Source organism: Nocardia sp. CY41 (assembly GCF_009829325.1).
Lineage (GTDB): Bacteria > Actinomycetota > Actinomycetes > Mycobacteriales > Mycobacteriaceae > Nocardia.
The window spans coordinates 128705-151491 of the sequence record NZ_VUOS01000015.1 but is presented as its reverse complement, the minus strand read 5'-3'; the positions used below and the strand labels follow the sequence as shown (position 1 = coordinate 151491).

At 69.4% G+C, this 22787-nt stretch carries 23 protein-coding genes and 1 tRNA gene; 13 read left to right on the top strand and 11 right to left on the bottom strand.

Translation table 11 applies throughout. The features are described 5' to 3' along the window. Positions 1 to 100 precede the first annotated feature (100 nt). The 6 genes from GVY64_RS18475 to GVY64_RS18450 all read left to right on the top strand — a co-directional run bounded on the left by GVY64_RS18475 (position 101) and on the right by GVY64_RS18450 (position 4724). Positions 101 to 171 (top strand) — tRNA-Gln (locus tag GVY64_RS18475). Between the two features lie 91 nt (positions 172 to 262). Next, the gene (gene glmU / locus GVY64_RS18470) at positions 263 to 1753 is read left to right on the top strand and encodes a bifunctional UDP-N-acetylglucosamine diphosphorylase/glucosamine-1-phosphate N-acetyltransferase GlmU (RefSeq protein ID WP_159843025.1); all 1491 of its coding nucleotides are present in this window, start codon (positions 263 to 265) and stop codon (positions 1751 to 1753) included. Then, positions 1750 to 2730: a ribose-phosphate diphosphokinase gene (locus tag GVY64_RS18465; protein ID WP_159843023.1), complete on the top strand. Its 981-nt coding sequence runs from the start codon at positions 1750 to 1752 to the stop codon at positions 2728 to 2730. The genes glmU and GVY64_RS18465 overlap by 4 nt, the downstream gene beginning before the upstream one ends. Positions 2731 to 2824: 94 nt before the next feature. Further along, on the top strand, positions 2825 to 3085 hold the full coding sequence (locus tag GVY64_RS18460) for a hypothetical protein (protein WP_159843021.1): 261 nt from the start codon (positions 2825 to 2827) through the stop codon (positions 3083 to 3085). A 95-nt stretch (positions 3086 to 3180) separates the two neighbouring features. Then, a complete protein-coding gene (locus tag GVY64_RS18455) occupies positions 3181 to 4026 on the top strand; it encodes a DUF4190 domain-containing protein (protein WP_159843019.1) in 846 nt (281 codons plus the stop codon). A 50-nt stretch (positions 4027 to 4076) separates the two neighbouring features. Then, complete coding sequence (locus GVY64_RS18450) at positions 4077 to 4724, top strand: DUF2461 domain-containing protein (protein ID WP_159843017.1); 648 nt, start codon at positions 4077 to 4079, stop codon at positions 4722 to 4724. An 18-nt stretch (positions 4725 to 4742) separates the two neighbouring features. Here the strand turns inward: GVY64_RS18450 and egtD are convergent, their stop codons facing one another. Genes egtD through egtA form a run of 5 tightly spaced genes read right to left on the bottom strand, consistent with a single transcriptional unit; the run spans position 4743 to position 9406 of the window. Next, the gene (egtD, locus tag GVY64_RS18445) at positions 4743 to 5714 is read right to left on the bottom strand and encodes an L-histidine N(alpha)-methyltransferase (protein ID WP_159843015.1); all 972 of its coding nucleotides are present in this window, start codon (positions 5712 to 5714) and stop codon (positions 4743 to 4745) included. 16 nt (positions 5715 to 5730) lie between these two features. After that, complete coding sequence (egtC, locus tag GVY64_RS18440; RefSeq protein ID WP_159843013.1) at positions 5731 to 6540, bottom strand: ergothioneine biosynthesis protein EgtC; 810 nt, start codon at positions 6538 to 6540, stop codon at positions 5731 to 5733. Positions 6541 to 6600: 60 nt separating this feature from the next. Beyond that, complete coding sequence (egtB, locus tag GVY64_RS18435) at positions 6601 to 7947, bottom strand: ergothioneine biosynthesis protein EgtB (protein WP_159843011.1); 1347 nt, start codon at positions 7945 to 7947, stop codon at positions 6601 to 6603. Beyond that, positions 7944 to 8069, bottom strand: coding sequence for a hypothetical protein (locus GVY64_RS38730; protein WP_268895643.1), 126 nt, complete (start codon positions 8067 to 8069; stop codon positions 7944 to 7946). Before GVY64_RS38730 ends, egtB begins: the two co-directional genes overlap by 4 nt. Continuing rightward, the gene (gene egtA, locus GVY64_RS18430) at positions 8066 to 9406 is read right to left on the bottom strand and encodes an ergothioneine biosynthesis glutamate--cysteine ligase EgtA (RefSeq protein WP_159843009.1); all 1341 of its coding nucleotides are present in this window, start codon (positions 9404 to 9406) and stop codon (positions 8066 to 8068) included. The genes GVY64_RS38730 and egtA overlap by 4 nt, the downstream gene beginning before the upstream one ends. 176 nt (positions 9407 to 9582) lie before the next feature. Between egtA and GVY64_RS18425 the strand changes: the two genes are divergently transcribed. Continuing rightward, on the top strand, positions 9583 to 10773 hold the full coding sequence (locus GVY64_RS18425) for an aminotransferase class V-fold PLP-dependent enzyme (protein ID WP_159843007.1): 1191 nt from the start codon (positions 9583 to 9585) through the stop codon (positions 10771 to 10773). 26 nt (positions 10774 to 10799) lie between these two features. On the opposite strand, the gene GVY64_RS18420 is transcribed toward GVY64_RS18425, so the two are convergent. Beyond that, complete coding sequence (locus GVY64_RS18420; RefSeq protein ID WP_159843004.1) at positions 10800 to 11360, bottom strand: TetR/AcrR family transcriptional regulator; 561 nt, start codon at positions 11358 to 11360, stop codon at positions 10800 to 10802. A 106-nt stretch (positions 11361 to 11466) separates the two neighbouring features. Between GVY64_RS18420 and GVY64_RS18415 the strand changes: the two genes are divergently transcribed. Then, on the top strand, positions 11467 to 12138 hold the full coding sequence (locus GVY64_RS18415; RefSeq protein WP_159843002.1) for a lysophospholipid acyltransferase family protein: 672 nt from the start codon (positions 11467 to 11469) through the stop codon (positions 12136 to 12138). A 98-nt stretch (positions 12139 to 12236) separates the two neighbouring features. Beyond that, positions 12237 to 13889 carry a fatty acyl-AMP ligase gene (locus GVY64_RS18410; RefSeq protein ID WP_159843000.1) on the top strand — a complete coding sequence of 551 codons (1653 nt, stop codon included), beginning with the start codon at positions 12237 to 12239 and terminating at the stop codon, positions 13887 to 13889. A 30-nt stretch (positions 13890 to 13919) separates the two neighbouring features. On the opposite strand, the gene pth is transcribed toward GVY64_RS18410, so the two are convergent. Further along, complete coding sequence (pth, locus tag GVY64_RS18405; protein WP_236566966.1) at positions 13920 to 14531, bottom strand: aminoacyl-tRNA hydrolase; 612 nt, start codon at positions 14529 to 14531, stop codon at positions 13920 to 13922. Beyond that, positions 14500 to 15102 carry a 50S ribosomal protein L25/general stress protein Ctc gene (locus GVY64_RS18400; protein ID WP_159842998.1) on the bottom strand — a complete coding sequence of 201 codons (603 nt, stop codon included), beginning with the start codon at positions 15100 to 15102 and terminating at the stop codon, positions 14500 to 14502. The genes pth and GVY64_RS18400 overlap by 32 nt, the downstream gene beginning before the upstream one ends. Positions 15103 to 15405: 303 nt before the next feature. On the opposite strand from GVY64_RS18400, the gene GVY64_RS18395 reads away from it, so the two are divergent. Then, positions 15406 to 17049 (top strand): peptide chain release factor 3, encoded by a 1644-nt coding sequence (locus tag GVY64_RS18395; protein ID WP_201298062.1) that lies wholly within the window; start codon positions 15406 to 15408, stop codon positions 17047 to 17049. 1 nt (position 17050) lies between these two features. Here the strand turns inward: GVY64_RS18395 and GVY64_RS18390 are convergent, their stop codons facing one another. Both GVY64_RS18390 and GVY64_RS37880 read right to left on the bottom strand, forming a co-directional pair. Next, entirely contained in the window at positions 17051 to 17623 is a 573-nt protein-coding gene (locus GVY64_RS18390; RefSeq protein WP_159843150.1) for a nuclear transport factor 2 family protein, read from the bottom strand. Positions 17624 to 18033: 410 nt separating this feature from the next. Then, on the bottom strand, positions 18034 to 18915 hold the full coding sequence (locus GVY64_RS37880) for an Abi-alpha family protein (RefSeq protein WP_159842994.1): 882 nt from the start codon (positions 18913 to 18915) through the stop codon (positions 18034 to 18036). 240 nt (positions 18916 to 19155) lie between these two features. Here GVY64_RS37880 and GVY64_RS18380 point away from each other — a divergent pair, with 240 nt between their 5' ends. Together GVY64_RS18380 and GVY64_RS18375 are read left to right on the top strand one after the other, a co-directional pair. Continuing rightward, positions 19156 to 20430, top strand: a complete 1275-nt coding sequence (locus tag GVY64_RS18380; protein WP_236566945.1) for a hypothetical protein — start codon at positions 19156 to 19158, stop codon at positions 20428 to 20430. Continuing rightward, positions 20421 to 21314 (top strand): Abi-alpha family protein, encoded by an 894-nt coding sequence (locus tag GVY64_RS18375; protein WP_159842990.1) that lies wholly within the window; start codon positions 20421 to 20423, stop codon positions 21312 to 21314. The genes GVY64_RS18380 and GVY64_RS18375 overlap by 10 nt, the downstream gene beginning before the upstream one ends. On the opposite strand, the gene GVY64_RS18370 is transcribed toward GVY64_RS18375, so the two are convergent. Then, a complete protein-coding gene (locus tag GVY64_RS18370; protein WP_159842988.1) occupies positions 21311 to 21904 on the bottom strand; it encodes a TetR/AcrR family transcriptional regulator in 594 nt (197 codons plus the stop codon). The genes GVY64_RS18375 and GVY64_RS18370 overlap by 4 nt on opposite strands. 79 nt (positions 21905 to 21983) lie before the next feature. On the opposite strand from GVY64_RS18370, the gene GVY64_RS18365 reads away from it, so the two are divergent. Continuing rightward, entirely contained in the window at positions 21984 to 22736 is a 753-nt protein-coding gene (locus tag GVY64_RS18365) for an SDR family oxidoreductase (protein WP_159842986.1), read from the top strand. The last annotated feature ends 51 nt before the right edge of the window (positions 22737 to 22787 follow it).

Genomic DNA, 22787 nt, shown 5'->3' with positions numbered 1-22787 from the left:
CGACCGACAGAACAATTCGCGGGGAGGCGGGCGAGTATGCGAGGATTCATCCCGTGCCGTGGCACAGCGGCGGGGGTTTCGCCAACCGCCGGTGTGGCAATCCGCCGTGGTGTAATGGCAGCACATCTGATTTTGGTTCAGAGAGTTCAGGTTCGAGTCCTGGCGGCGGAGCTCGAGAGCACGTTGACTTATCGTTGGCCCGCACATCGCTGACCAAGCACGACGACAGCCCCGCACGAGGACAGGCAGCCGAGGGAGATCCATGCCACAGCAGACCGCCGTCGTCGTTCTCGCAGCCGGTGCCGGGACACGAATGCGGTCGAAGACCCCCAAGGTACTGCATTCGCTGGCCGGTCGGAGCATGCTCGCGCACGCGCTGCATGCGGCGAACGAGATCGACCCCGCGTACCTCATCACCGTGGTGGGGCACGATCGTGAACAGGTCGGCGCGGCGGTGGCCGCGGTCGCCGACGATCTCGGCCGGGAGATCACCCCGGCGATCCAGGAACAGCAACTCGGCACCGGGCACGCGGTCCAGTGCGCGCTGGCCGCCCTGCCGGTCGGATTCACCGGCGACGTGCTGGTCACCTCCGCCGACGTGCCGCTGCTGGACGGGCACACCCTGTCCGCGCTGCTCGACGAGCACCGCAGCTACGCCGAACGCCCCGCGGTCACCGTGCTGACCTTCGTCCCGGAGGACCCCAACGGCTACGGCCGCATCGTGCGCGACGCGGACGGCCAGCTGGCCGAGATCGTCGAGCACGCCGACGCCACGCCGGAACAGGCCGCGATCACCGAGGTGAACTCCGGTGTGTACGCGTTCGACGCCGCGATCCTGCGCACCATGATCAGCCGCCTGTCCACCGCCAACGCCCAGCACGAGCTCTACCTGACCGATGTGCTGCGCTTGGCCCGCGAAGCCGGTCACCCGGTGCACGGCGCGCGGCTGGTCGACGCGGCCAAGGTCACCGGCGTCAACGACCGGGTGCAGCTGGCCTCGGCGGCGCAAACGCTCAACCGCTACATCCTGGAACGCCACATGCGGGCCGGCGTCACGATCTTGGATCCCGCGTCCACCTGGGTGGACGCCAGCGTGCGTATCGGAAGGGACGCGCTGCTGCGCCCCGGTGTGCAGTTGCTCGGCAACACGGTTGTCGGCGAGGACGCCGAGGTCGGCCCGGACAGCACGCTCACCGACGTGGTCGTCGGCGACGGTGCGAAGGTGATCCGCACGCACGGCGAGGGCGCCACCATCGGCCCGAAGGCCACCATCGGCCCGTTCGCCTACCTGCGTCCCGGCACCATCGTCGGTGACGCGGGCAAGCTCGGCGCGTTCGTCGAGACCAAGAACGCCTCGATCGGCGCGCATTCGAAGGTCCCGCACCTCACCTACGTCGGCGACGCCACCATCGGCGAGCACAGCAACATCGGTGCGTCCAGCGTGTTCGTCAACTACGACGGCGTGACCAAGCACCACACCGTCGTCGGGTCGCACGTGCGCACCGGCAGCGACACCATGTTCGTCGCGCCGGTGACGGTGGGTGACGGAGCCTATACGGCGGCGGGTACTGTACTGCGCAGAAACGTTCCGCCCGGAGCTCTCGCGGTGTCCGGTGGACCGCAGAAGAACATCGAGGGCTGGGTGCAGCGACACCGTCCAGGGACGGACGCGGCGCGCGCGGCGGCGGAAGCCATCGCGGCCAAGGAGATGTCGGGTCAGGCAATAGAGCAAAAGGATGGCAATCAGCAGTGACCGCGTCATGGATCGACAACCAGAAGAACCTGATGCTCTTCTCGGGACGCGCCCATCCTGAGCTGGCCGAGCAGGTCGCCAAGGAACTCGACGTCCACGTCACCCCGCAGGTCGCGCGGGACTTCGCCAACGGCGAGATCTTCGTCCGCTTCGAGGAGTCGGTCCGCGGCTCCGACGCTTTCGTCCTGCAGAGCTTCCCCGCACCGCTGAACCAGTGGCTGATGGAGCAGCTCATCATGATCGACGCGCTCAAGCGCGGCTCGGCCAAGCGGATCACCGCGGTGCTGCCCTTCTACCCGTACGCCCGCCAGGACAAGAAGCACCGCGGCCGCGAGCCGATCTCGGCTCGCCTGGTCGCCGACCTGCTGAAGACCGCGGGCGCCAACCGGATCATCACCGTCGACCTGCACACCGACCAGATCCAGGGCTTCTTCGACGGCCCGGTCGACCACATGCACGCGCAGGTGCAGCTGGCCGAGTACATCCGCACCAACTACAGCCTCGAGCACATCACCGTCGTCTCCCCCGACTCCGGCCGGGTGCGCGTCGCCGAGAAGTGGGCCGACTCGCTGGGCGGCTCGCCACTGGCCTTCATCCACAAGACCCGCGATCCGCTGGTGCCCAACCAGGTCAAGTCCAACCGTGTGGTCGGCGAGGTCGAGGGCCGCACCTGCATCCTGATCGACGACATGATCGACACCGGCGGCACCATCGCGGGCGCGGTCAAGGTGCTGAAGGACGCCGGAGCGGGTGACGTGGTCATCGCCGCGACCCACGGCGTGCTGAGCTCCCCCGCGGCGGAGCGCCTCGCGAACTGCGGAGCCAAGGAGGTCGTGGTGACCAACACCCTGCCGCTGACCGAGGACAAGAAGTTCCCGCAGCTCACAGTGCTGTCCATCGCGCCGCTGCTGGCGCGCACCATCCGCGAGGTCTTCGAAAACGGCTCGGTGACCGGCCTTTTCAACGGCAACGCTTAGCCCCCACACTGCTGGAACGGCGGTTCGGACTCCGGTCCGGGCCGCCGTTTTCGCGTTCGCGTTAGTCGCGGCGATCGGTGGGGATACTGGGAGTATGGACCGTGACCCGTTGGAAACCGAGATGGGGGACGACGACCAGGAGGACGAGATCCGCGAGTACCAGCGCAACATCGAGGATCCGCCCGAGGACCTGCGCATCCGCTACCACGAGGACGAGGACGACGGCAGGCTCGGCATCGGTGACGAGCTGGATCAGGAGTGGACTGCGAGCGACCGCCGCGTCGAGGACGAGGAGGACGACAACCGGTCCGCCGAAGTGGCCGCCATCGAGATCGTCGACGACGAGGACCTCTGAGACCCCGACGCGCCATGTGGTAGCAATCGGCTATCACGAGACGTCCGTCGTGGTAGGCATGGTGGCGTGACCCGGGACGATACGAGGAGGGTGCGATGAGCACGCCGAAGGAGCCGGACCACGACGAGCAGCCACCGGCGGAGTCGCCGTCGAAGCAGATCGGGGAGACCTCCGGTGACGAGCCCGCACCGCCGCTGACCGGCGCCGCTCCGGCCCAGACACCCGGCGGGCAACCCACCGAGCACGATCCCGCCGCCGCGCGGCCGCCGGAGGGCGAGCCGGGGCCCGCGGACCAATGGTGGCAGTCGAGCGGCACGCCGCCCGCGGAGCCGCTGGGCGGCCAATGGGGCGCCGAGCCCAGCGGCCAGCCCGCCGAACCCCGCCCTTGGGGCGCCAACGGCGGAGGCGACCAGCAGTCCTGGGGCGCCGAACCCGCCGCGCCGGGGATACCGTTTTCGGGCTCCGCGCCCCAGCCTCCCACCGACGAATCGACGCAGCGGTTCACACCCGACGAGCACGCGCAATACGGGGCAGGCGGGCAGCCGCCCTACCCGCAGGGGCAACCCGACGACGCTCAGCAGCCGTATCCGCCGAGCGGGCAACCGCAGTACCCGGCGGGCGGGATGTACGACTATCCGGCATCCGGACAGCAGCAGCCACAGTACGGCTACCCGTCCTATCCGCAGCAAGGGTACGAGCCGTACGCCACCCCGCCGCGGCAGCCGGGCAGTCAGGTGTACTCGATCATCGGGTTCGTCTGCGCGGTCACCGCCGTGCTGTTCTGCCCGATCCTCTTCGGCCCGGCCGGAATAATCCTCGGCATAATCGGACACAACAAGGGCGAATCGCTCGGCAAATGGGCAGCGATCGCAGCGGCCACCGGGATGGTGATCGGCTTCATCGTGGGATTCGCCGTGTTCGGCGGAGACTTCACCACGTAGATTTTCGGTATGCGTCTTTTCGGTGGCACCAGCGTGGCGGGTGCGCGAGCATGACCGGATTCGCGGGCTTCCCGCTGGCCGGGCTGGACTTCTACGAAGACCTGGAGGCCGACAACTCCAAGGCGTTCTGGACCGCGCACAAGAAGATCTACGACGAGTCGGTGCTCGCACCGATGAAGTCGCTCGTGGCCGAGTTGGAGCCCGACTTCGGGACGGCCAAGATCTTCCGGCCCTACCGGGACGTGCGGTTCGCCAAGGACAAGTCGCCGTACAAGACCGCGCAGGGCGCGGTGGTGCGCGCCGGGGCGGGTGTCGGCTGGTATGTGCAGATCAACGCCGCGGGCCTGTACGTCGGCGGTGGCTTCTATCAGGGCTCGCCCGACCAGCTCGCACAGCTGCGCGCCACCATCGATGACGAGGTCCGCGGCCCCGAACTCGCGGCGATCCTCGCCGAACTCGCCGACACGGGTTTCACCATCGGCGGTGAGAAGCTGAAGACCAAACCCAAGGGCTACGACGCCGACCACCCGCGCATCGACCTGCTGCGACACAAATCCATCACCTGCGGCCGCGAATTCGGCGCGCCCGCCTGGCTGGACACGCCCCGGACGGCGAAGGAAGTCCGCGCCGCGTGGGAGACGATGCGGCCGCTGGTCGAGTGGCTCGCGGCGGTGGTCGGCGGCGCACCGTCGTGGTGACCACCGACCGCCGCGTGGTCAACGTCGTCCGGCGAGGACCAGCGCGAAGCGGTCGTCCGGATCGGTCCACACGTGTCCGGTGGCGAAGCCCGCGGCCGCGAGTTCGGCGTCCAGCCCCGCGACCCGGAACTTCGCGGAGATCTCGGTGCGCATCTGTTCGCCGCGGCCGAAGCGCACGGTGAGGCCGAGGTCGCCGACCGTGACGGTCATGTCCTCGCGGGCCTCCAGCCGCATCTCGATCCACTCCCGCTCCGCGTCCCAGACCGCAATGTGCCGGAACTTGTCCGGCGCGAAGTCGGCGCGCAGGCGGGCGTTCAGCACGTGCAGAACGTTGCGGTTGAACTCGGCGGTGACGCCCGCCGCGTCGTCGTAGGCGGGGACGAGGACCGCCGGGTCGGTGACCAGTCCCGCCCCGAGCAGCAGTTGCTCACCGGGCTCGAGCACGTCGTGGATCCGGGTGAGGAATTCGGCGCGTTCCTCGGGAACGAGGTTGCCGATGGTGCCGCCGAGGAAAGCGATCATCCGGCGGCCGCCGCGCGGGAGGTTGTCCAGGGTGTCGGTGAAATCGCTGACCACGCCGTGCACGGCGAGACCAGGGAACTCGGCCGCGACCTCGTCGGCCGCCGCCCGCAGCGCTGAGGACGAAACATCCTGCGGCACATACTTCTTCAGTGGTCCGCGCGCGCCGAGCGCGGTGAGCAGCAGGCGGGTCTTGGCTGCCGACCCCGCGCCCAGTTCGACCAGCACCTCCGTCTGGGCGGCGTCGGCGATCTCGCCGACCACCTGCTCGAGCAGCGCGCGCTCGGTGCGCGTCGGGTAGTACTCGGGCAGCTCGGTGATCCGCTCGAACAGCTCGCTGCCCCTGGCGTCGTAGAACCATTTGGGCGGCAACCACTTCGGGTCCGCCGTGAGGCCGAGGCGGGCGTCCGAGCGGAGCGCCGCGTCGAGGTCGTCGTCGGTGAGGTGGATGTCCAGCGTGGCTGCGGTCATGACACGGCCTTTCGGGTCACAGGAGGGCGTCGACGGACAGCGCGCCGGGCCTGGCGCTCACCAGGCTGCGGTCCGGGATCGGCCGCCAGCGGGGGTCGTCGTCGAAGGGTTCGGAGGACACGAGCGCGAAATCGTCGGTGACCAGCACCGACAACGAGTGGTGGCAGGTGGTCGCCCACAGCTGCGCGCCATCGGAGAGCAGGAGATTCAGGCGTGCTTCCGGGGCCCGGTCGAGGATCGCGGAGACGAGCAGCCGCAGCGCCGCCGGAGCCGCCGACCATTCGCCGTCCGGTGAGCTGGTCGCCAGCAGATCGCACAGCAGCACCCACAGCGTGGCCGCGTCGGTGGCCGACTCGGCCTCCAGCAGTCGCGCCGGGGTGAACAGGTCTTCGGCGCCGAGTTCGGCCGCGCTCGAGGCGAACTCGGCGGCGACGCCGGTCAGGGTGCGCCGCCAGTCGGGCACCACGCCGTTGTGACTGAACGCCCAGCGGTCGCGGGTGAACGGCGCGCACGCGGACCGCTCGACGGGCATGCCGACCGTCGCCGACCGCACCGCCCCGAGCACCGCGACCGACTCGAGCTGCGGGAGGACTTCCTCCACGGCCGGGTCGGTCCAGATCGGCGCCGCGTTGCGGTAACGGCTGACGGTGACCATGTCGTCCACACCGACGTGCCACCAGGCGACGCCGAAACCGTCGGCGTTGATGGTGCCGCCGTGGCGCATATCGCGTGGCGCCCACGCCTGGGTGCGCAGCGAATGAGAGCCGAGGGTCAACATGTCGCCTACCCGCACCGGAGGGCCGACGTAACCCAAATGTCTACACATCCGCACCCGCCGGCTCCGCCTGACCGCGAGCACACCGCCGTCCGGACGGACGGGCGTGGCTCACTCCCCTTCTCCCGGGCGCAGATCCCGCGCCAGGCGGAACCCGGCGAAGATCTGGCGGCGGATGGGGTGGTCCCAGTTGCGGAAGGTGCCGCGGCAGGCCACCGGATCGGTGCCGAAGGAACCGCCGCGCAGCACGCGGTAGTCGCCGCCGAAGAACACCTCGGAATACTCCCGATAAGGAAACGCGCGGAATCCCGGATACGGGTCGAAACCCGAAGCGGTCCATTCCCATACGTCACCGATCAGTTGGTGCACGCCCGCGGGTGACGCGCCGGCCGGATACGCCCCTACCTCGGCGGGTTCCAGATAGCGCTGCCCGAGGTTCGCGGTCGAGGCGTCGGGATCGGCGTCGCCCCAGGGGAAACGGCGCGAGACGCCGGTGGCCGGATCGAACCTCGCCGCCTTCTCCCATTCCGCTTCGGTGGGCAGGCGCTTACCCGCCCAGTTGGCGTAGGCCTCGGCCTCGAACCAGCACACGTGCACGACCGGCTGGTGCGGGCGCAGCGGCGTCATCACCCCGAACACCCGTCGCCACCAGCGCCCGGACGGGTCGCGCTCCCAGAACTGCGGCGCGATCAGACCCGCCTCGACGCGACGCGCCCAGCCGCGTTCGGACCAGAGTTCGGACCGCTCGTAGCCGCCGTCGTCCACGAAGGCCAGGTACTGCTCGTTGGTCACCGGCGCCGCGTCGATCGCGAAACCCGGCACCCTGACCCGGTGGGCAGGACGCTCGTTGTCCAGCGCCCACGCGTCGCTGGAGGTGCCCATGGTGAACTCGCCCGCGGGGATGACGACTTCCCCGGTGACCGTCGCCGTCGCGGCCGGTGCGGCCGCCGCGGAGAGCACGGCCGCGCCGGCGCGCAACTGGTGGGTGGCCAGCATCGTCTCGTCGTGCTGCTGCTCGTGCTGAGCGATCATGCCGAAGGCGAACCCGTCGTCGACCAAGGGACGACCTCGTAGCTCGCTGCGCTCCAGCACATCCCAGACCTTGTCGCGCACGGTGCCGACGTAAGCGCGGGCTTGGCCGGGATCGAGCAGCGGCAGGCCGGGCCGGTTGGCGCGGGCGTGTTTGAAGGCGTCGTAGATCTCGTCGATGTCGGAGCGCACCGGGTCGCGTCCGCCGACGTCGCGTACGAGCCATAGTTCCTCCTGGTTGCCGATGTGCGCGAGGTCCCAGACCAGCGGACTCATCAGTCGCGAATGCTGGGCGACCAGTTCTGCCTCGTCGACGCAGTCGGTGAGGGTGTGGGTGCGCTGCCGGGCGCGCGTGAGTACCTCGGCGATCCGGTCGCGGAGCTGCTCGGCGCCGGAGTGATCGGTGAAGGCGGGATGGGAAGTGGTCACGAGAAACGTCTCCGAGATTCGGGCTGATCGGCGTCGGCGCGGCCGCGACTGTCGGCGATTCGGCGCACGCCGGTCCGGTCGACCTGGGCGCCGTCGGGAAAGTGCGGCTGGTTGCTGGTCACGGGGCGGCCTCCGGAGGCTCCGGGTCGAGGCCGTGCTCGGCGTCGTCCTCGGTCGGGGTGCGGCCGTGGCGACATCGTTCGGCGGCGGATTCCACGGCACGTGCCGCGTCATCGGTCGCGGTGTGCTCGGCCGCCAGGCGTAGCAGGGCGACCGCGCCGGCTCGGATGTCCGGATCGGCCAGTCCGTAGCGGGCGGCATCGACCCAGCGGGCGGCCAGGGGCGCGGCGATCGAAGTCGCCTCCGCGACCACCGACGGGCTGGACACGAGTGCGTCGATCACGTGCACCGGGACGGTCCACCCGTCACCCGGCTGGGCGTCGATGTAGCGCACCTCCAGGTGGCCCGAGGCGCGCACCGGCGGGAACAGCGTGGTCAGGTGATAGTCGAGGTCGCCGATCCCGGGGCGGCGGCCGACCTCATCGTCCAACGCGCCGGACAGCCAATCGGCGAAGGTCGCGCCTGGCGGCGCGGACCATCCCGCGCCGTCGCCACGTTCGGCGGACCCGTCCGGTCGACGCACGCACAGCAGCGGCACGTCCAGCGCCCATCTGCCGTACGCCGCGATCGGGTCGGCCCAGTCCAGCACCGGCGGGCGGGTGCGCGCGTTGTCCAGCCGCAGCCAGGCCCGCATACGCTGGGACGCCCACCCGCCGGGCGGCGCGCCGCGCAGGACGGGTGAACAGGCGAAGGCGGCCAGCAGCGCCGGGCCGACGGCGTACAGCGCGGTCCAACGGGCGGTGACCTCCGCGCGGTCGGCGCCCGCGTCGACGCTGACCTGGGTGGCCGCGGTATTGCACATCATCAGCTTGCCGAACGGACCGATGCCGCCGAAGGAGCGTTCCATCGCGCGATAGCGCGGGAGCTGGAGCAAGCGTTTGGGACGACGGTCCGCGTCCGCGGCGACGGAAACGGTGCGGATGGACCGGGATTCGAGAAGTTCCCGCAACAGGCGGGCATCGTCGCGCAGGTGATCACACAATTGCGCGGCAGCGCCGTAGGGAGCGCTGGAGAGTTCGATCTGACCACCGGGTTCGAGAGTGACCCGGCTGCCCCCCGGCAGTGCGAGTGCCGGCGAATCAGGGGCGATGGACCGTGGTGCGTACGGTCCGAGAGCGTCCGCGAAGGCGGACAGCTGGGGGCGCGGAGCCGCGGAAGGACCGGCCGCCGAACACTCACCCTGCACCGTGAGCCATTCGAGTTCGGCGCCGATCAGCGTGGGTGGTCCGAGTTTGAAGCACACCCCGCCGATGTATGCCTCCGCCGCCGCGCGGGAGGAAAGTTCTCCCTGCTCGGTGGCACAACCGGCCGACTCAGGACTCTCGAGCGTGACCGCCATGCCAACCTCCAGTGGGCTCCGGGACGTAGTCCGCTGCTCTTCGGTTATCGCCATTCTGCGCGGTGGTATTCCACTCCCCCGCCGGAATTCGCGTGCGGCGATCCATCCAGCGTAGCCACGCGGACCGACAAGAAATCGACACGCAGCCGAACAATCCACCCGATAAGGTCGGCTCCATGGTGGACGACGAGCGCGTACGAGCCGACACTCCCGGATGCGTGGACGGGCCCGGCCCCGGCCCCGTCTTCCTCGACAGCGCGGGGTCGTCGCTGCCGCCACGGGTCGTCACCGAGACCGTGATCGGGCATCTGCGGCGGGAGGCGGAGGTCGGTGGCTATCGCGCCGCGAACGAGCGGCTCGACGATCTCGCCGACGTCAAGACCGCGATCGGCGCGCTGATCAACGCCGAACCCGAGAGCATCGCGCTCAGCGACAGCGCCACGCGTTCCTGGGCGGACTTCTTCTATTCGGTCCCGCTCGCCGCGGGCGACCGCATCCTGGTCTCCGAGGCGGACTACGCCAGCAATGCCATCGCCGCCCTGCAGCGGGCCCGCGCCACCGGCGCCACGGTGGAGAAGATTCCCAGCGACGGCAGCGGGCAGATCGACCTCGACGCACTGGCGGCACTGGTGGACGAACGGGTCAAGCTGGTCTCGGTGCTGCACGCGCCGACCAACGGCGGGCTGGTGAACCCAGCCGCCGAGGCGACCCGGATCGCGCACTCGGTCGGCGCACTGGTGCTGCTCGACGCCTGCCAGTCCGCCGGACAGTTGCCCTTGGACGTCGCAGAACTCGGCGTCGACGCTTTGTCGGCCACCGGCCGTAAATGGCTGCGTGGCCCGCGCGGCACCGGTTTTCTCTACCTTCGGCCGGAGTTGGCACGCTCGATGGAACCCGGACGGCTCGATCTGCACAGCGCGGAATGGACCGGACCGCAGGACTACCGGCTCGCGCCAGGTGCGAGCCGCTTCGAGTTCTGGGAGTGCGACGTCGCGGCCCGGCTCGGCCTGGGCGCGGCCGTGCGATATCTGCTGGAACTCGGGCCGGAGGACGTCTACGCCGCGATCGCGGCCCGCGCGGAGCACCTGCGCAAGGCGCTGCCGGAGATCCCCGGCGTGACCGTGCGCGACCTCGGCATCCGGCACAGCGGCATCGTGTCGTTCACCGTCGACGGCGTCGACTCCGGCACGGTGCGCGACCGGCTGCTGGCGCAGGACATCACGGTCACGGTCAGCCACGCCGGTTCGACCCTGCTGGACATGACCGGCCGCGGCCTCGCTTCGGTCGTGCGCGCCTCGCCGCACTGCTTCGTCGGTTTCGACGAACTCGATCGTTTCGTCGCAGCGGTGGCAGCCCTGCGAGCCTGAACCGCCCGGGGAGCGCCTCGGAACAGTCAGGCCAAGTGCACGGTGAGCGCCCTGGCCACCAGAGCCGCCGCGTCGGTGCCGGGCCCGACCAGGCGCAGGCTGCGATTGGCCTGCGCCGTGGCGATACCGTGCAGGTTGGTCCACAGGGCGACAGCCCGGTCGCGCGGGTCGATCGCGTCCGAGGCCGCCGCCGCGCCGACCAACTCGGCGAACCGCGCGAACAGCGGCAGGCTGACCGACCGCAGATTCTCGCCGGAACCTTCCAGAAGGTCGTGCCGGAACATCAGGGTGAACATCTCCGGACGCCGCACGGCGAATTCGAGATATTCGGCGCTCATCCGCGCGAGACGGTCGCGTGCCGACTCGGCCTCCACCGCCGCGAACCGGTCTTCCAGGTCGGCGAACCCGCGCGCCGCGATGGCGGCGAGCAGTGCGCGGTGCGTCGGGAAGTATCGCCGCGGCGCGCCGTGGGAGACGCCCGCCGCCCGGGTGATCGCGCGCAGACCCAGATGGGCGGCCCTCACCTCTTCGAGCAGGTCGACGCCCACGTCGACCAGTCGATCCCGCAACGACTCGCTCCCGGCCATGCGGACATTGTCTACGCCTGCCCGCGACCGCGGGCGCACCCGGCCGTAGACAGTGTCTACAAGATCGGGTAGACAGTGTCTACGCACTCGGCTCCCGGAGGTCTTCATGTGGTACGCACTGTTCAAATATGTCTTGCTCGGCCCACTGCTGCGGCTGCTCGGCAGGCCCGACGTCACAGGGCTGGAGCACATTCCGCGGACCGGGCCGGTGATCATCGCGGCCAATCACCTCGCCATGATCGATTCGCTGTACCTCGCGCTGGTCGTGCCCCGGCGCGTCACGTTCCTCGCGAAACAGGAGTACTTCACCGGCAAAGGCGTGCGCGGACGGTTCAACCGCTGGTTCTACTCGGTGTCCGGACAGGTCCCCGTCGATCGGACCGGCGGGGAGGCGGCCGCCGCGGCGTTGGCCGCGGCCACCCGCATCCTCGAGGACGGCGGAGTCTGGGCGATCCATCCCGAAGGCACCCGTTCACCGGACGGGCGGATCTATCGCGGACGCACCGGCGCGGTGCGGGTCGCCATGGCCACGGGCGCGCCGGTGGTTCCGGTGACGCTCTCCGGCACCGACCGGGTGAATCCGCGCGGCAGCCGCCTGCTGCGGTTCGCCGAAGTGCGCATCGAGTTCGCCGCGCCGCGCCGCTACCCACCCGCCGAGCAACGACAGACGGTGCGCGCCGCGACCGACGAGCTCATGCGCGAACTCGCCGCACGATCGGGCAGGTGCTACGTCGATCGCTACGCCGCGACCTTTTCGGGCGTGATTTCACGCCGCTGACCTGCGCCCCTGGAAATGGGGTTAACGCTGAGTCACTATGGCGTGATAGTTGGGGGAGGCCGGATCCCGGCAACGGTTGGTGAAGAGGAGTTGGGACTTTGAGCAGGTTCACCGACGAGATGTACGCAACCGCACAGACCTCCGTACGCGGACTGGTGACCGGCGAGCCGGGCGCACCGCTGCGCCGCACCTGGGCCGAAATCCACCGGATCGCCCGGCGCATGGCGGGCGGGCTGGCCGAAGCGGGCATCGGGCACGGCGACGCGGTGGGCGTGCTCGCGGGCATGCCCGCCGACATCGCCCCGGCCTGCCAAGCCGTCTGGATGCGCGGCGGGTCGATCACCATGCTGCACCAGCCGACTCCGCGCACCGATCTGGTGGTGTGGGCGCGGGACACCGAGACCGTGCTGACCATGATCGAAGCGCGCGCGGTCGTGCTGGGCGCGCCGTTCGAGGCGGCCGAACCGCTGCTGCGCGAACGCGGCATCACCGTGGTGCGCATCGACCAGCTGCCCGACGGTCCCGACGTCGATCCGGTACCCACCGTCGAGAGCGATATCGCCCTGCAGCAGTTGACCTCCGGTTCGACCGGCTCGCCCAAGGCGGTACGGATCACGCACGAGAACTTCTACGTCAACGCCTACGCCATGTTCAACCGGGTGAAATTCCAGCTCGACGACGACGTGATGGTCAGCTGGCTGCCCCTGTTCCACGACATGGGCATGGTCGGGTTCCTCAGCGTCCCCATGCAATTCGGCGCGGAAGTGGTGTGCGTGACACCGCTGGACTTCCTCACCAGGCCGCTGCTGTGGGCCGAGCTGATCAGCAAGTACCGCGGGACCGTCACCGCCGCACCGAATTTCGCCTATTCCCTGCTGGCCCGGCGGCTGCGGCAGGCCGACGACGGCGCGTTCGACCTCAGCAGCGTCCGCTACATGTGGAACGGCGCCGAACCGGTGGATCCGGACACCATGGACGCCTTGGCCGAGGCGGGCAAACGGTTCGGGCTCAACCCGATGGCCCTCACTCCGGTCTACGGCATGGCCGAGACCACGCTGGCCGTGTCGATTCCCGATCCCGGGCACGGACAGGTGGTCGACGTGATCGATGCCGACCTGCTCGAGGCGATCGGCAAAGCGGTACCCGTGCCGGTAGAGCACGGCCAGCCCGCCCACATCCGCAGGTTGCCCACACTCGGCTATCTGGTCGACCAACTGGAGGGCCGGATCGTCGACAACGAGCGTCAACCGCTGCCCGCCCGCTCCGTGGGCGTGATCGAATTGCGCGGTCCCGCGGTCACTTCCGGCTATGTGACGGTGCACGGATTCCAATCGGCCCAGGACGCCGAGGGCTGGCTGGACACCGGCGACATCGGCTACTTCACCGACGAGGGGCTGATCGTGGTGTGCGGCCGGATCAAAGACGTGATCATCATGGGCGGCCGCAACATCTACCCCACCGACATCGAGCGCGCGGCGACGAGGGTGCGCGGCGTCCGGCCCGGCAACGCGGTGGCGGTGCGCCTGGACGCGGGTCATCAGCGGGAGAGTTTCGCCGTCGTGGTGGAGAGCGGCAGCCACCAGGACCCCGACGAGGTCAAACGGATCGAGCGCGAGATCGTGCACTCGGTATTCGCGGAGGTCGGCGCCCGGCCGCGCACCGTCACCGTGCTCGGCCCCGGCGCACTGCCGAAGACCTCCTCCGGCAAGCTGCGCAGGGCCGCGACAGCGATGCATCTGCCCCGCGGCTGACCGCCCGGCGCCTCGTGGCGACGAAGGCGCTCAGTGCAATTGGTTCTGCGCGGTCTCCAGACCCACGCGCAGCAGCAATTCCACCGCGTCGGCGGCCTGCTCGACGATCACCGGGACCTCTTTGCGCTCCGGCGCCGAGAACGGCTTCAGCACGTAGTCGGCCGGATCCTGGCGGCCCGGCGGGCGGCCGATGCCGATCCGGGTGCGCAGGTAGTCCTTGGTGGTCAGGGCGGAGGACACGGAGCGAAGACCGTTGTGCCCGCCCTCGCCGCCGCCGCGCTTGAGCCGGATCGCGCCGAACGGCAGGTCGAGTTCGTCGTGCACGACGATCACCTCGGTCGGCGGCACGGAGAAGAATTTCGCCAGCGCGGCCACCGGCCGCCCGGACAGGTTCATGAACGACCGCGGCTTGGCGATCAGCACCTGACGCCCGTCCAGCCGCGCCTGCAGCAGGTCGGCGCCGGATTTCTTGTGCACACCGAAACGGCCGCCGACGCGCTCGGCGAGCACGTCGGCGACCAGGAAACCGACATTGTGCCGGGTGCGCTCGTACTCGGGACCGGGATTGCCCAGTCCGACGACCAGCGCGGGCCCGGCGGACGATTCGGTACTACTCAGCGCTCTCGCCCTCGGCCTCGGCAGCGCCCTCACCCTCGACGGGCTCGGCGGCCGGGGCGGCGATCACGTTGACGATCAGGGTCTCCGCGTCGGCGGCCAGGTCGACGCCCTCGGGCAGCTGCAGCGCGCCCGCGGTGATCTGGGTGCCCGCCTCGACGCCATCGACGGAGACCTCGATGGCCTCGGGCAGCTTCAGCGCGTCGGCCTCGACGGAGACGGTGGTGGCCTCCTGGGTGACCAGGGTGCCGGGAGCGGCGTCGCCGGTGATGGTGACGTTCACGTCGGCGGTGACCTTCTCGCCGCGCTTGATGATCAGCAGGTCGGCGTGCTCGATGTAGCGGCGGATCGGGTGCACCACGACGGACTTGGTCAGCGCGAGCTGCTTCTTGCCGTCGATGACCAGGTTCAGCACCGCGTTGGTGCCGTGCTCGCGCAGGATGGCGGCGAAGGCCTGGGCGTTCACCGAGAGATGCTGCGGGTCGGCCTGGTGGCCGTACAGCACGGCCGGGACGTTGCCCGCACGCCGGGTGCGGCGGGCAGCGCCCTTGCCGAACTCGGTGCGTACGGATGCTTCGAGAAGGTTGACGTCGGACATGACTGGATCTACTCCTACGGCTCTTCCGGGCTGTCAGTTACACGTCAGGGGTTCCGCACACCTGACGGGAGGGTCTATTCGTCGGGGCGAAGACCGAACAGGGACGGCCGGAAGCCGCGCCGCGTCGATCACGGTGTCGCAAAACTGGTCTGCGGACACCCTCGCCGAGACAACCCGAACACCATACCCCAGCGCCGGGGCCGTCTTTGAATCGGGTGGTCACCGGCGGTTCGGCCGGCGCTCGCGCGCGTCGCGTACGCTGGCGTGGTTGCCGATCGGTCGTCTGCGAAAGGTTGTCTTGCGTTGAGCGCCTCCCCTGAGGGTGTTGTCGCGCCCGCATCCCGCGGGTTGCCCGCCGAGGTAGCCCGCCGGCGCACGTTCGCGGTGATCTCCCATCCCGACGCGGGCAAGTCCACGCTCACCGAGGCGCTGGCCCTGCACGCGAGGATGATCTCCGAGGCGGGCGCGATCCACGGCAAGGCCGGGCGCAAGTCCACCGTCTCGGACTGGATGGAGATGGAGAAGGCGCGCGGCATCTCGGTCAGCTCGACCGCGCTGCAGTTCAACTACCGGGCCGCGGGCTCGGACGTGGACAGCGTCATCAACCTGGTCGACACCCCCGGGCACTCCGACTTCTCCGAGGACACCTACCGGGTGCTCACCGCCGTCGACGCCGCGGTGATGCTGATCGACGCGGCCAAGGGCTTGGAGCCGCAGACACTGAAGCTGTTCCAGGTCTGCCGTCACCGGGGCATCCCGGTGATCACCGTGATCAACAAGTGGGACCGGCCGGGCCGGGCGCCCCTGGAACTGCTCGACGAGATCAACGAGCGGATCGGCCTCACCCCCACTCCGCTGTTCCTCCCGGTCGGCATCGCGGGAGACTTCCGCGGTCTGCTGCGCCGCGGCCCGGACGGCGCGGCGCTCGAATATATCCACTTCACCCGCACCGCGGGCGGCGCGACCATCGCGCCCGAGGAGTCGCTCACCCCCGAGGCCGCCGAGGCGCGCGAAGGCGAGCCGTGGACCACGGCCGCGGAGGAGAGCGAGCTGCTCTCGGCCACGGGCCAGGACCACGATCAGGAGTTGTTCCTCGCCGGGCAGACCTCGCCGGTCATCTACGCCTCCGCGATGCTGAACTTCGGCGTGCGGCAGTTGCTGGAGACCCTGGTCGCGCTCGCGCCCGCCCCCGGGCCGCGGCCCGACATCGAGGGCAAGCCGCGCGAGACCGGCGATCCGTTCAGCGCGGTGGTGTTCAAGGTGCAGGCGGGCATGGACGCCGCCCACCGCGACCGCCTCGCGTTCATGCGGATCGTGTCGGGCGAGTTCGAACGCGGCATGGTGGTCACCCACGCGCAGACCGGGCGGCCGTTCGCCACCAAGTACGCCCTCACCGTGTTCGGCCGTGAGCGCGCCACCGTCGACACCGCCTACCCCGGTGACGTGGTGGGCCTGGTGAACGCGACGGCGCTGGCTCCGGGACACACGCTGTTCGTGGACAAGAAGGTCGAGTTCCCGCCGATCCCGTCGTTCGCGCCGGAACATTTCGCCGTGCTGCGGGCCCGCACCGCGGGCAAATACAAGCAGTTCCGCAAGGCGGTGGATCAGCTCGACTCCGAGGGCGTCGTACAGGTGCTGCGCAACGACATCCGCGGCGACGCCTCGCCGGTGCTGGCGGCCGTCGGCCCGATGCAGTTCGAAGTAGTGACCGCGCGCATGCTCACGGAGTTCAACGTGGAGACCACGATGGAGCACCTCGGCTACACGCTGGCCCGGCGCACCGACGCCGCGTCGGCGGAGGAACTCGGGCGGCAGCGCGGGGTGGAGGTCTTCACCCGCTCAGACGGTGCGCTGCTGGCGCTGTTCAGCGACAAGTGGCGACTGCAATACATCGAGAAGGAGCACCCGGCGCTCACCTTGGAGCCCCTGGTGGCCACCGCCGACTGAGTCAGCCGGCCTCGGAGTCCGGCCGCAGCGGCGCGGTGCCGGGGTCGCGTTGGATGGCGGCGATCCCGTCTTCGCGCGCGATCAGGCCCCAGCGGCTGGAGGTCAAGCGCAGGCTGGGCAGATCGCTGAGGGAGAGCACCACCTCGTAGGTGCGTTCGTAGCCGGTGTGCGAGATCCGCCAGCGCCGGTCGTCGCAGCGGACGTAGCGGTCGGTGTAGAAGGCCGCGCCACGCAGCAGCATGTTGTGGCCCGGGATGAGGACCGTGTCGGCGAGGTACCAGGTGCCGGTGGCGGTGTCGCCGTCGACATCGATCTCCGGATGGTCACAGCGATGCTCGGTGATCACGTGCGGCCCGAGCGTGTTGCGCATGAACGCGATGAACGCCTCGCGCGATTCGAACTGCAGGTATTCGCTGTAGGTCGCGGTGGCCTCGGGGATCATGGTGTCGGCAAATTCATCCCATGATTTGGTGTCGAGGGTGCGCAGGTACCGGTACTTCAGCCGGGAGATCGCCGCGACGTCGTCAAGCTCGGGCTCCTCGCCGCGGCCGCGCGGCCGCGGATCGTCGCGCACCTGCCCGAAGTCGATCGGTCCCGCGTCGAACCGCAGTCGATCATCGGCGCGCAGGTCGTCCGGATCCCGCTCACCCGTGCCGGTCGCCCGCTGGCTGCGACTGCGTTCGGGGCCGACCGGGTCGATGTCACGCTCTCGCTCGTCCTGCTCCGATGCACCCGGATCGAGGTCGACGCCGCCGCGCTCGTCCGGGGGAAAGCCCGGGTCGTCGCGCCCCTGCCCACCTGAGCCCGTGTCCCATTCGTTACGCGCTTGCCCAGCGATGCCCACACCGGGGTCGCCGCGCCCCTGCCCGCCGTTTCGCTGATCCATACCCTCAACAATCCCATCCCGAGTGCCGGATTGGGAGAGATGTATCAGATTGCTATCACGGTGCGGCGAATCTTCCGACGAAGATCAACTCCGCGGCGTCAGCTGCCGATCGTGAAGCAGGTGCGGCAGAAGTCCTCGCCGAACTCGGTCAGCCGAAGACTCTTGCGGACGATCTTCGGCGCCCGGCCCGCCTTCTTCAGCGCCGCCTCCACCACCGGCTGCACCTCGAGCACCATGTACCGGCTCAGCACCACCGGATCGTCCGAGGTCAGCGTGAGCCCGAGGCGGTTGAGGTTGATCAGGTAGGACCGCGCGCGATCCGGATAGCGCACGCCGGCCTGCTCGGGCACCGAGGTGAGATCACCCTGCACCAGCTCCGAGCCGATCCCCAGTGGACGGTTGGTGCGCACGTCGACCGACGGCTGCGGCCCGTTGAGCGCCATGAAGCGCAGGATGCGCGCCTCGTCGGGCGCCAGCTCGTCGAGGATGCGGTCGTAGGCGGGGTGCACGTCCTCGGTGAAGTAGACGTCGGCGGACCTGGCCAGCAGCGCGTCGCCGCGGCGGCGCAGCTCCTCGGTGCTCGCCGAGCGCAGGTAGGGGCCGACGGTCAGCGCCTGCTGCGACGACGTCGGGCCGTTGGACGTCGGGACGTAGCTGACGATTTCCCGGACCGAGCCCTCGGTGACGCCGAGCGCGCTGCGGGCGATGGAGCGCAACGCGTTTCCGGTCCGCTCGGCGATCTCGGCCGAGGACTCCCCGTCCAGCGCCGCCTGGGTGATCTCCCTGGTGACCTCGTAGGTCGTGCCGACCGCCCACTGGCTTCCGCGCACAACGGTGCCCGCGGCCACGCCTGCCGCCCGGAACACGCCGCGGATCAGCCGTGCCTCGTTGCTGATCTGCCGCTGTTCGACATCCGAACTGCGCTCGACGGCGCGGGAACCTGGCCGGGCCACGTCCTGTCCGGTCCTGTCGTCTGCCACGTTTTCTCCGATATCGCCGGGGGAACGAATCCGCTCCACAGATTACTTCCCCTTGTGTCGCGGGTCATTCGCACCGCCTGACTCGGACAGTGCGACCGGCACGCGGCGCGCAATAGGGTTTCTTCGCCGAGGGGGTGCTAGTTTTGGGTGCCGGTGAGGCGGCGATCACCGGTGTATCGGCAGGAGGGTGTCGTGTTAGAGAGCGTATTCGGAATCCACCCCACGATCCTCCTCGAGCTCGTGACGATACCGCTTTTCACCGGGGTGATCGGCTACATCACCAACTGGACCGGCGTGCTCATGCTGTTCAAGCCGGTCGCCTTCCACGGCGTCCGAGTTCCCGGCCTGCGCGCGCTGTATCCCTTCCTTCCCAAGCGAATTCAAGTCCTCCCGTTGCTCAGTTACGACGGCCGCTTCGGTTGGCAGGGCATCGTCCCCTCGCGTGCGGACAAGATGGCCAGCATCGCGGTCGACAAGGGCCTGGCCAAACTCGGCAGCGTGGCCGACTTCTACCGGGAACTCGAGCCGGACAAACTGGCCGAGCACCTCGCCAGCATCGCCGACGCGCAGATCAAGGACATCGTCGAGGACATCCTGCGCCGCGAGCATCCGCAGCTCTGGTACAACCTGCCCGCCCAGGTACGCGACATGGTGCACGCGCGGGTGCGCCAGCAGCTGCCGGAGATCCTGCGCGAGCTGACCGAGGAATTGGGCGCGAATATCGATCAGCTGCTGGATGTGAAGCAGATGGTGATCCGCTACTTCCAGGCCCGCCCGCATCTGCTCAACACCCTGTTCCAAGTGCTCGGCGCGAAGGAACTGCGATTCATGCAGAACTTCGGTTTCTACTTCGGCGCGCCGATGGGCGTGCTGCTGGTCGTCGTCCTGCATGTGACCGGCTGGTCCAGCCTGGTCGTGCTGCCGATCGGCGGCGTGATCATCGGATGGGTGGTCAACTGGATCGGCATCAATATGATCTTCGCGCCCGCATATCCGAAGTGGTGGGTTCCGTGGCGACAGGGCCTGCTGATCAAACGCAAGTCCGAAATCACCGACGGATACGCGGAATTGGTTTCCAGCCAGGTGATCACCGTGGCGAATATCGGTGACGAGTTGCTCAACGGCCCCCGCTCGGATCGCACAATGCAGATGCTGGAGGACACGCTGCGCCCGGCCGCCGACCGCGCGCTCGGCCCGGCGCGTCCCGCCGTCAAGTTCGTGCTCGGCAGCCGCGAATACGACTCGCTGCAATCGACGTTCACCAGCGAAGCCATGGCCATCGCGCCGATCGCGTTCGCCGACCCGGAGTTCAACGTCCGCCAGGGCAGGCAGATCAACGAGTACATCGCCAGGCAGATGGCGATGTTGTCGCCGCCGGACTTCGTCGACATGCTCCGCGCGGCCATCAAACAAGACGAATGGCTTCTTTTCGTCCATGGCGGCGTGCTGGGGCTGTTCGCCGGATACGCTCATATCCTGATCTTCGGAACGGGAGTGGCGACATCATGGCTGTAGCGGGTCCGGACGACGGCGATATCGAGGCCGTCGAGCACCTCGACGCGACGGCGGCGAACGCCGAGCCCTCGCAAGAGATCGCCCGGCGGCCGGCATCGGACCTCACTCATCCCGACGAGTTATCCAGACGAGTAACGGTTCCCGTGGCCACCGTGCGTGCCGCGACGGGCGTCGCACGGGTCGCGTGGACCGCCGTCACCGGGGTGACATCGTGGGGCGTCGGCACCGCGGTCGGCGTCACCTCCACCGTGGTGCGGCGCAGCATCGAGGGAGCGCCGCCGCGAGAAGTATTGGCGGAGGCGGAATCCGAGGTCCGCGACGCGATGCGCAAAGCACTCGGCCTCCCGGCCGCCGCGCAGCCGCCCGCGCAGGAAGCCGTGCCCACGCTGCGTGAGCAGGGCGCCGCGCTGCTGCGGTTGTCGGCCAGCCCGCACGGCGAGGACGACAACCACCCGGCCTTCGCGGGCATGCTCGCCGAACTCACCCCGGACGAGGCGCGCATCCTGCGTTTCCTGCATCTGGACGGGCCGCAGCCCTCGATCGACATCCGCACCGGGCGCCCGCGCGCACTCGGTTCCGAGCGCCTCGGTTCGATGCTCACGCTGATCGGCGAGCACGCCGGATTGCGCTTTCCGAACCGCATCCAGCAGTACTTGACCAACCTGCGCAGGCTGGGTCTGATCGAGCACGCGCGTGAGCCGGTCGGCAACCCCAACCGGTACCAACTGCTGGAGGCGCAGTCACCGGTGCGGGAGATGCTGAAGCGCTCCGGCTTCGGCACCAAGGTGATCTACCGCAGCGTGGTGCTCACCGATTTCGGCGCGGACTTCGTGCGCACCTGCCTGCCGGTGGTGGTACAGGACGGACGCGCCTCCGGCCACTAGTCCCCCCAGCCGCGCAGCGCGAGTTCGGCCACCGCATCGAGTTCGGCCCGGCTCGCGCCGTCGCGCGCTGCCTGGGACATGCCTTGCATCACCGTGCCGACGTAGCGGGCCAGCGTGCGCGCGTCCAGGTGATCGGGTAGCAGGCCCGCGTCGATGTCGGCCTGGATGCGCGCGGCGAACGTGTCGATGTTCCGGTTGCGCATGTCGCGGAGGAGTTCGGCGACCTCGGCGCTGGTGGTGTTGACGCCGGCACTGATCACCAGGCATCCGTGCGGGCAGTCCGGCCGGGTGTATTCCGTCGCCGCCTCGCGCAGGATGCGCCGGACCGCCGCCTGCGCGGTGTCCTCCTCGGCGAGCGCCCGCGCGACGAATCCGCCGTAGCGCGCGCCGAAGGTCGCGACGACTTCGGCGAACAGCGTCTTCTTGTCCCCGAACGCCGCGTACAGGCTCGGCGCGCCGATCCCCATGGCCCCGGTCAGGTCGCCGATCGAGGTGGCCTCGTACCCGCGCGTCCAGAACAGCCGCATGGCCTGCTCGAGCGCCGCGTCCCGGTCGAAGGAGCGCGGCCTGCCCCGCGTCGTCGTAGCCATACCGACAATTCTATAGCGGTCACTAAACAATGTGCTACCGTACTTTCTGTAGCGACCGCTAGAGAAAAAGGATTTCGCGATGGGCGCACTGACGGGCAAGACGGCACTGGTAACCGGGAGCAGCAGGGGCATCGGCCGGGCGATCGCCGAACGACTCGGCCGCGACGGCGCACGCGTGGCGGTCCACTACCACGCCGACGAGCAGGCGGCGAAGACGACCGTGGCCGCGATCGAGGCGGCGGGCGGCGCGGCGTTCGCCATCCGGGCCGAACTCGGCGTGCCGGGTGACGCGCAGGCGCTGTGGACGGCGTTCGACGCGCACGCCGACGGGCTGGACATCCTGGTGAACAACGCGGGCGCCGACGTCATCCGGGAGCCCATCGCCGGGACCGACGAGGCGGCGTTCGACCGGGTCTTCGCGATCAACGCCAAGGCGCCCTTCTTCATCACCCGCCTCGGACTGGACCGGTTGCGCACCGGCGGCCGGATCGTCAACATCTCCACCGGTCTCACGCACGGCGCGCACATGCCGCAACTGATCGCCTACACCATGACCAAGGCCGCGATCGACAGCTTCACCAGCGTGCTCGCCAAGGAGGTCGGCGCACGCGGCATCACCGTGAACGCCGTGGCGCCGGGCATCATCGACACCGACATGAACGCCCACTGGCTGCGCGACGCCGAGACCAAGGCCGCGGTGGCGGCGATGTCCCCGCTCCATCGCGTGGGTCAGGCCGCCGACGTGGCCGATGTGGTCGGGTTCCTCGCCTCCGACGAGGCGCGGTGGGTGACCGGCCAGTGGATCGATGCCACCGGCGGCGCGCTGCTCTGACGCACCGGAAGGCCCGGCGTTCGGCTGCCCGCCTCCGCGCGAGCTACGGAC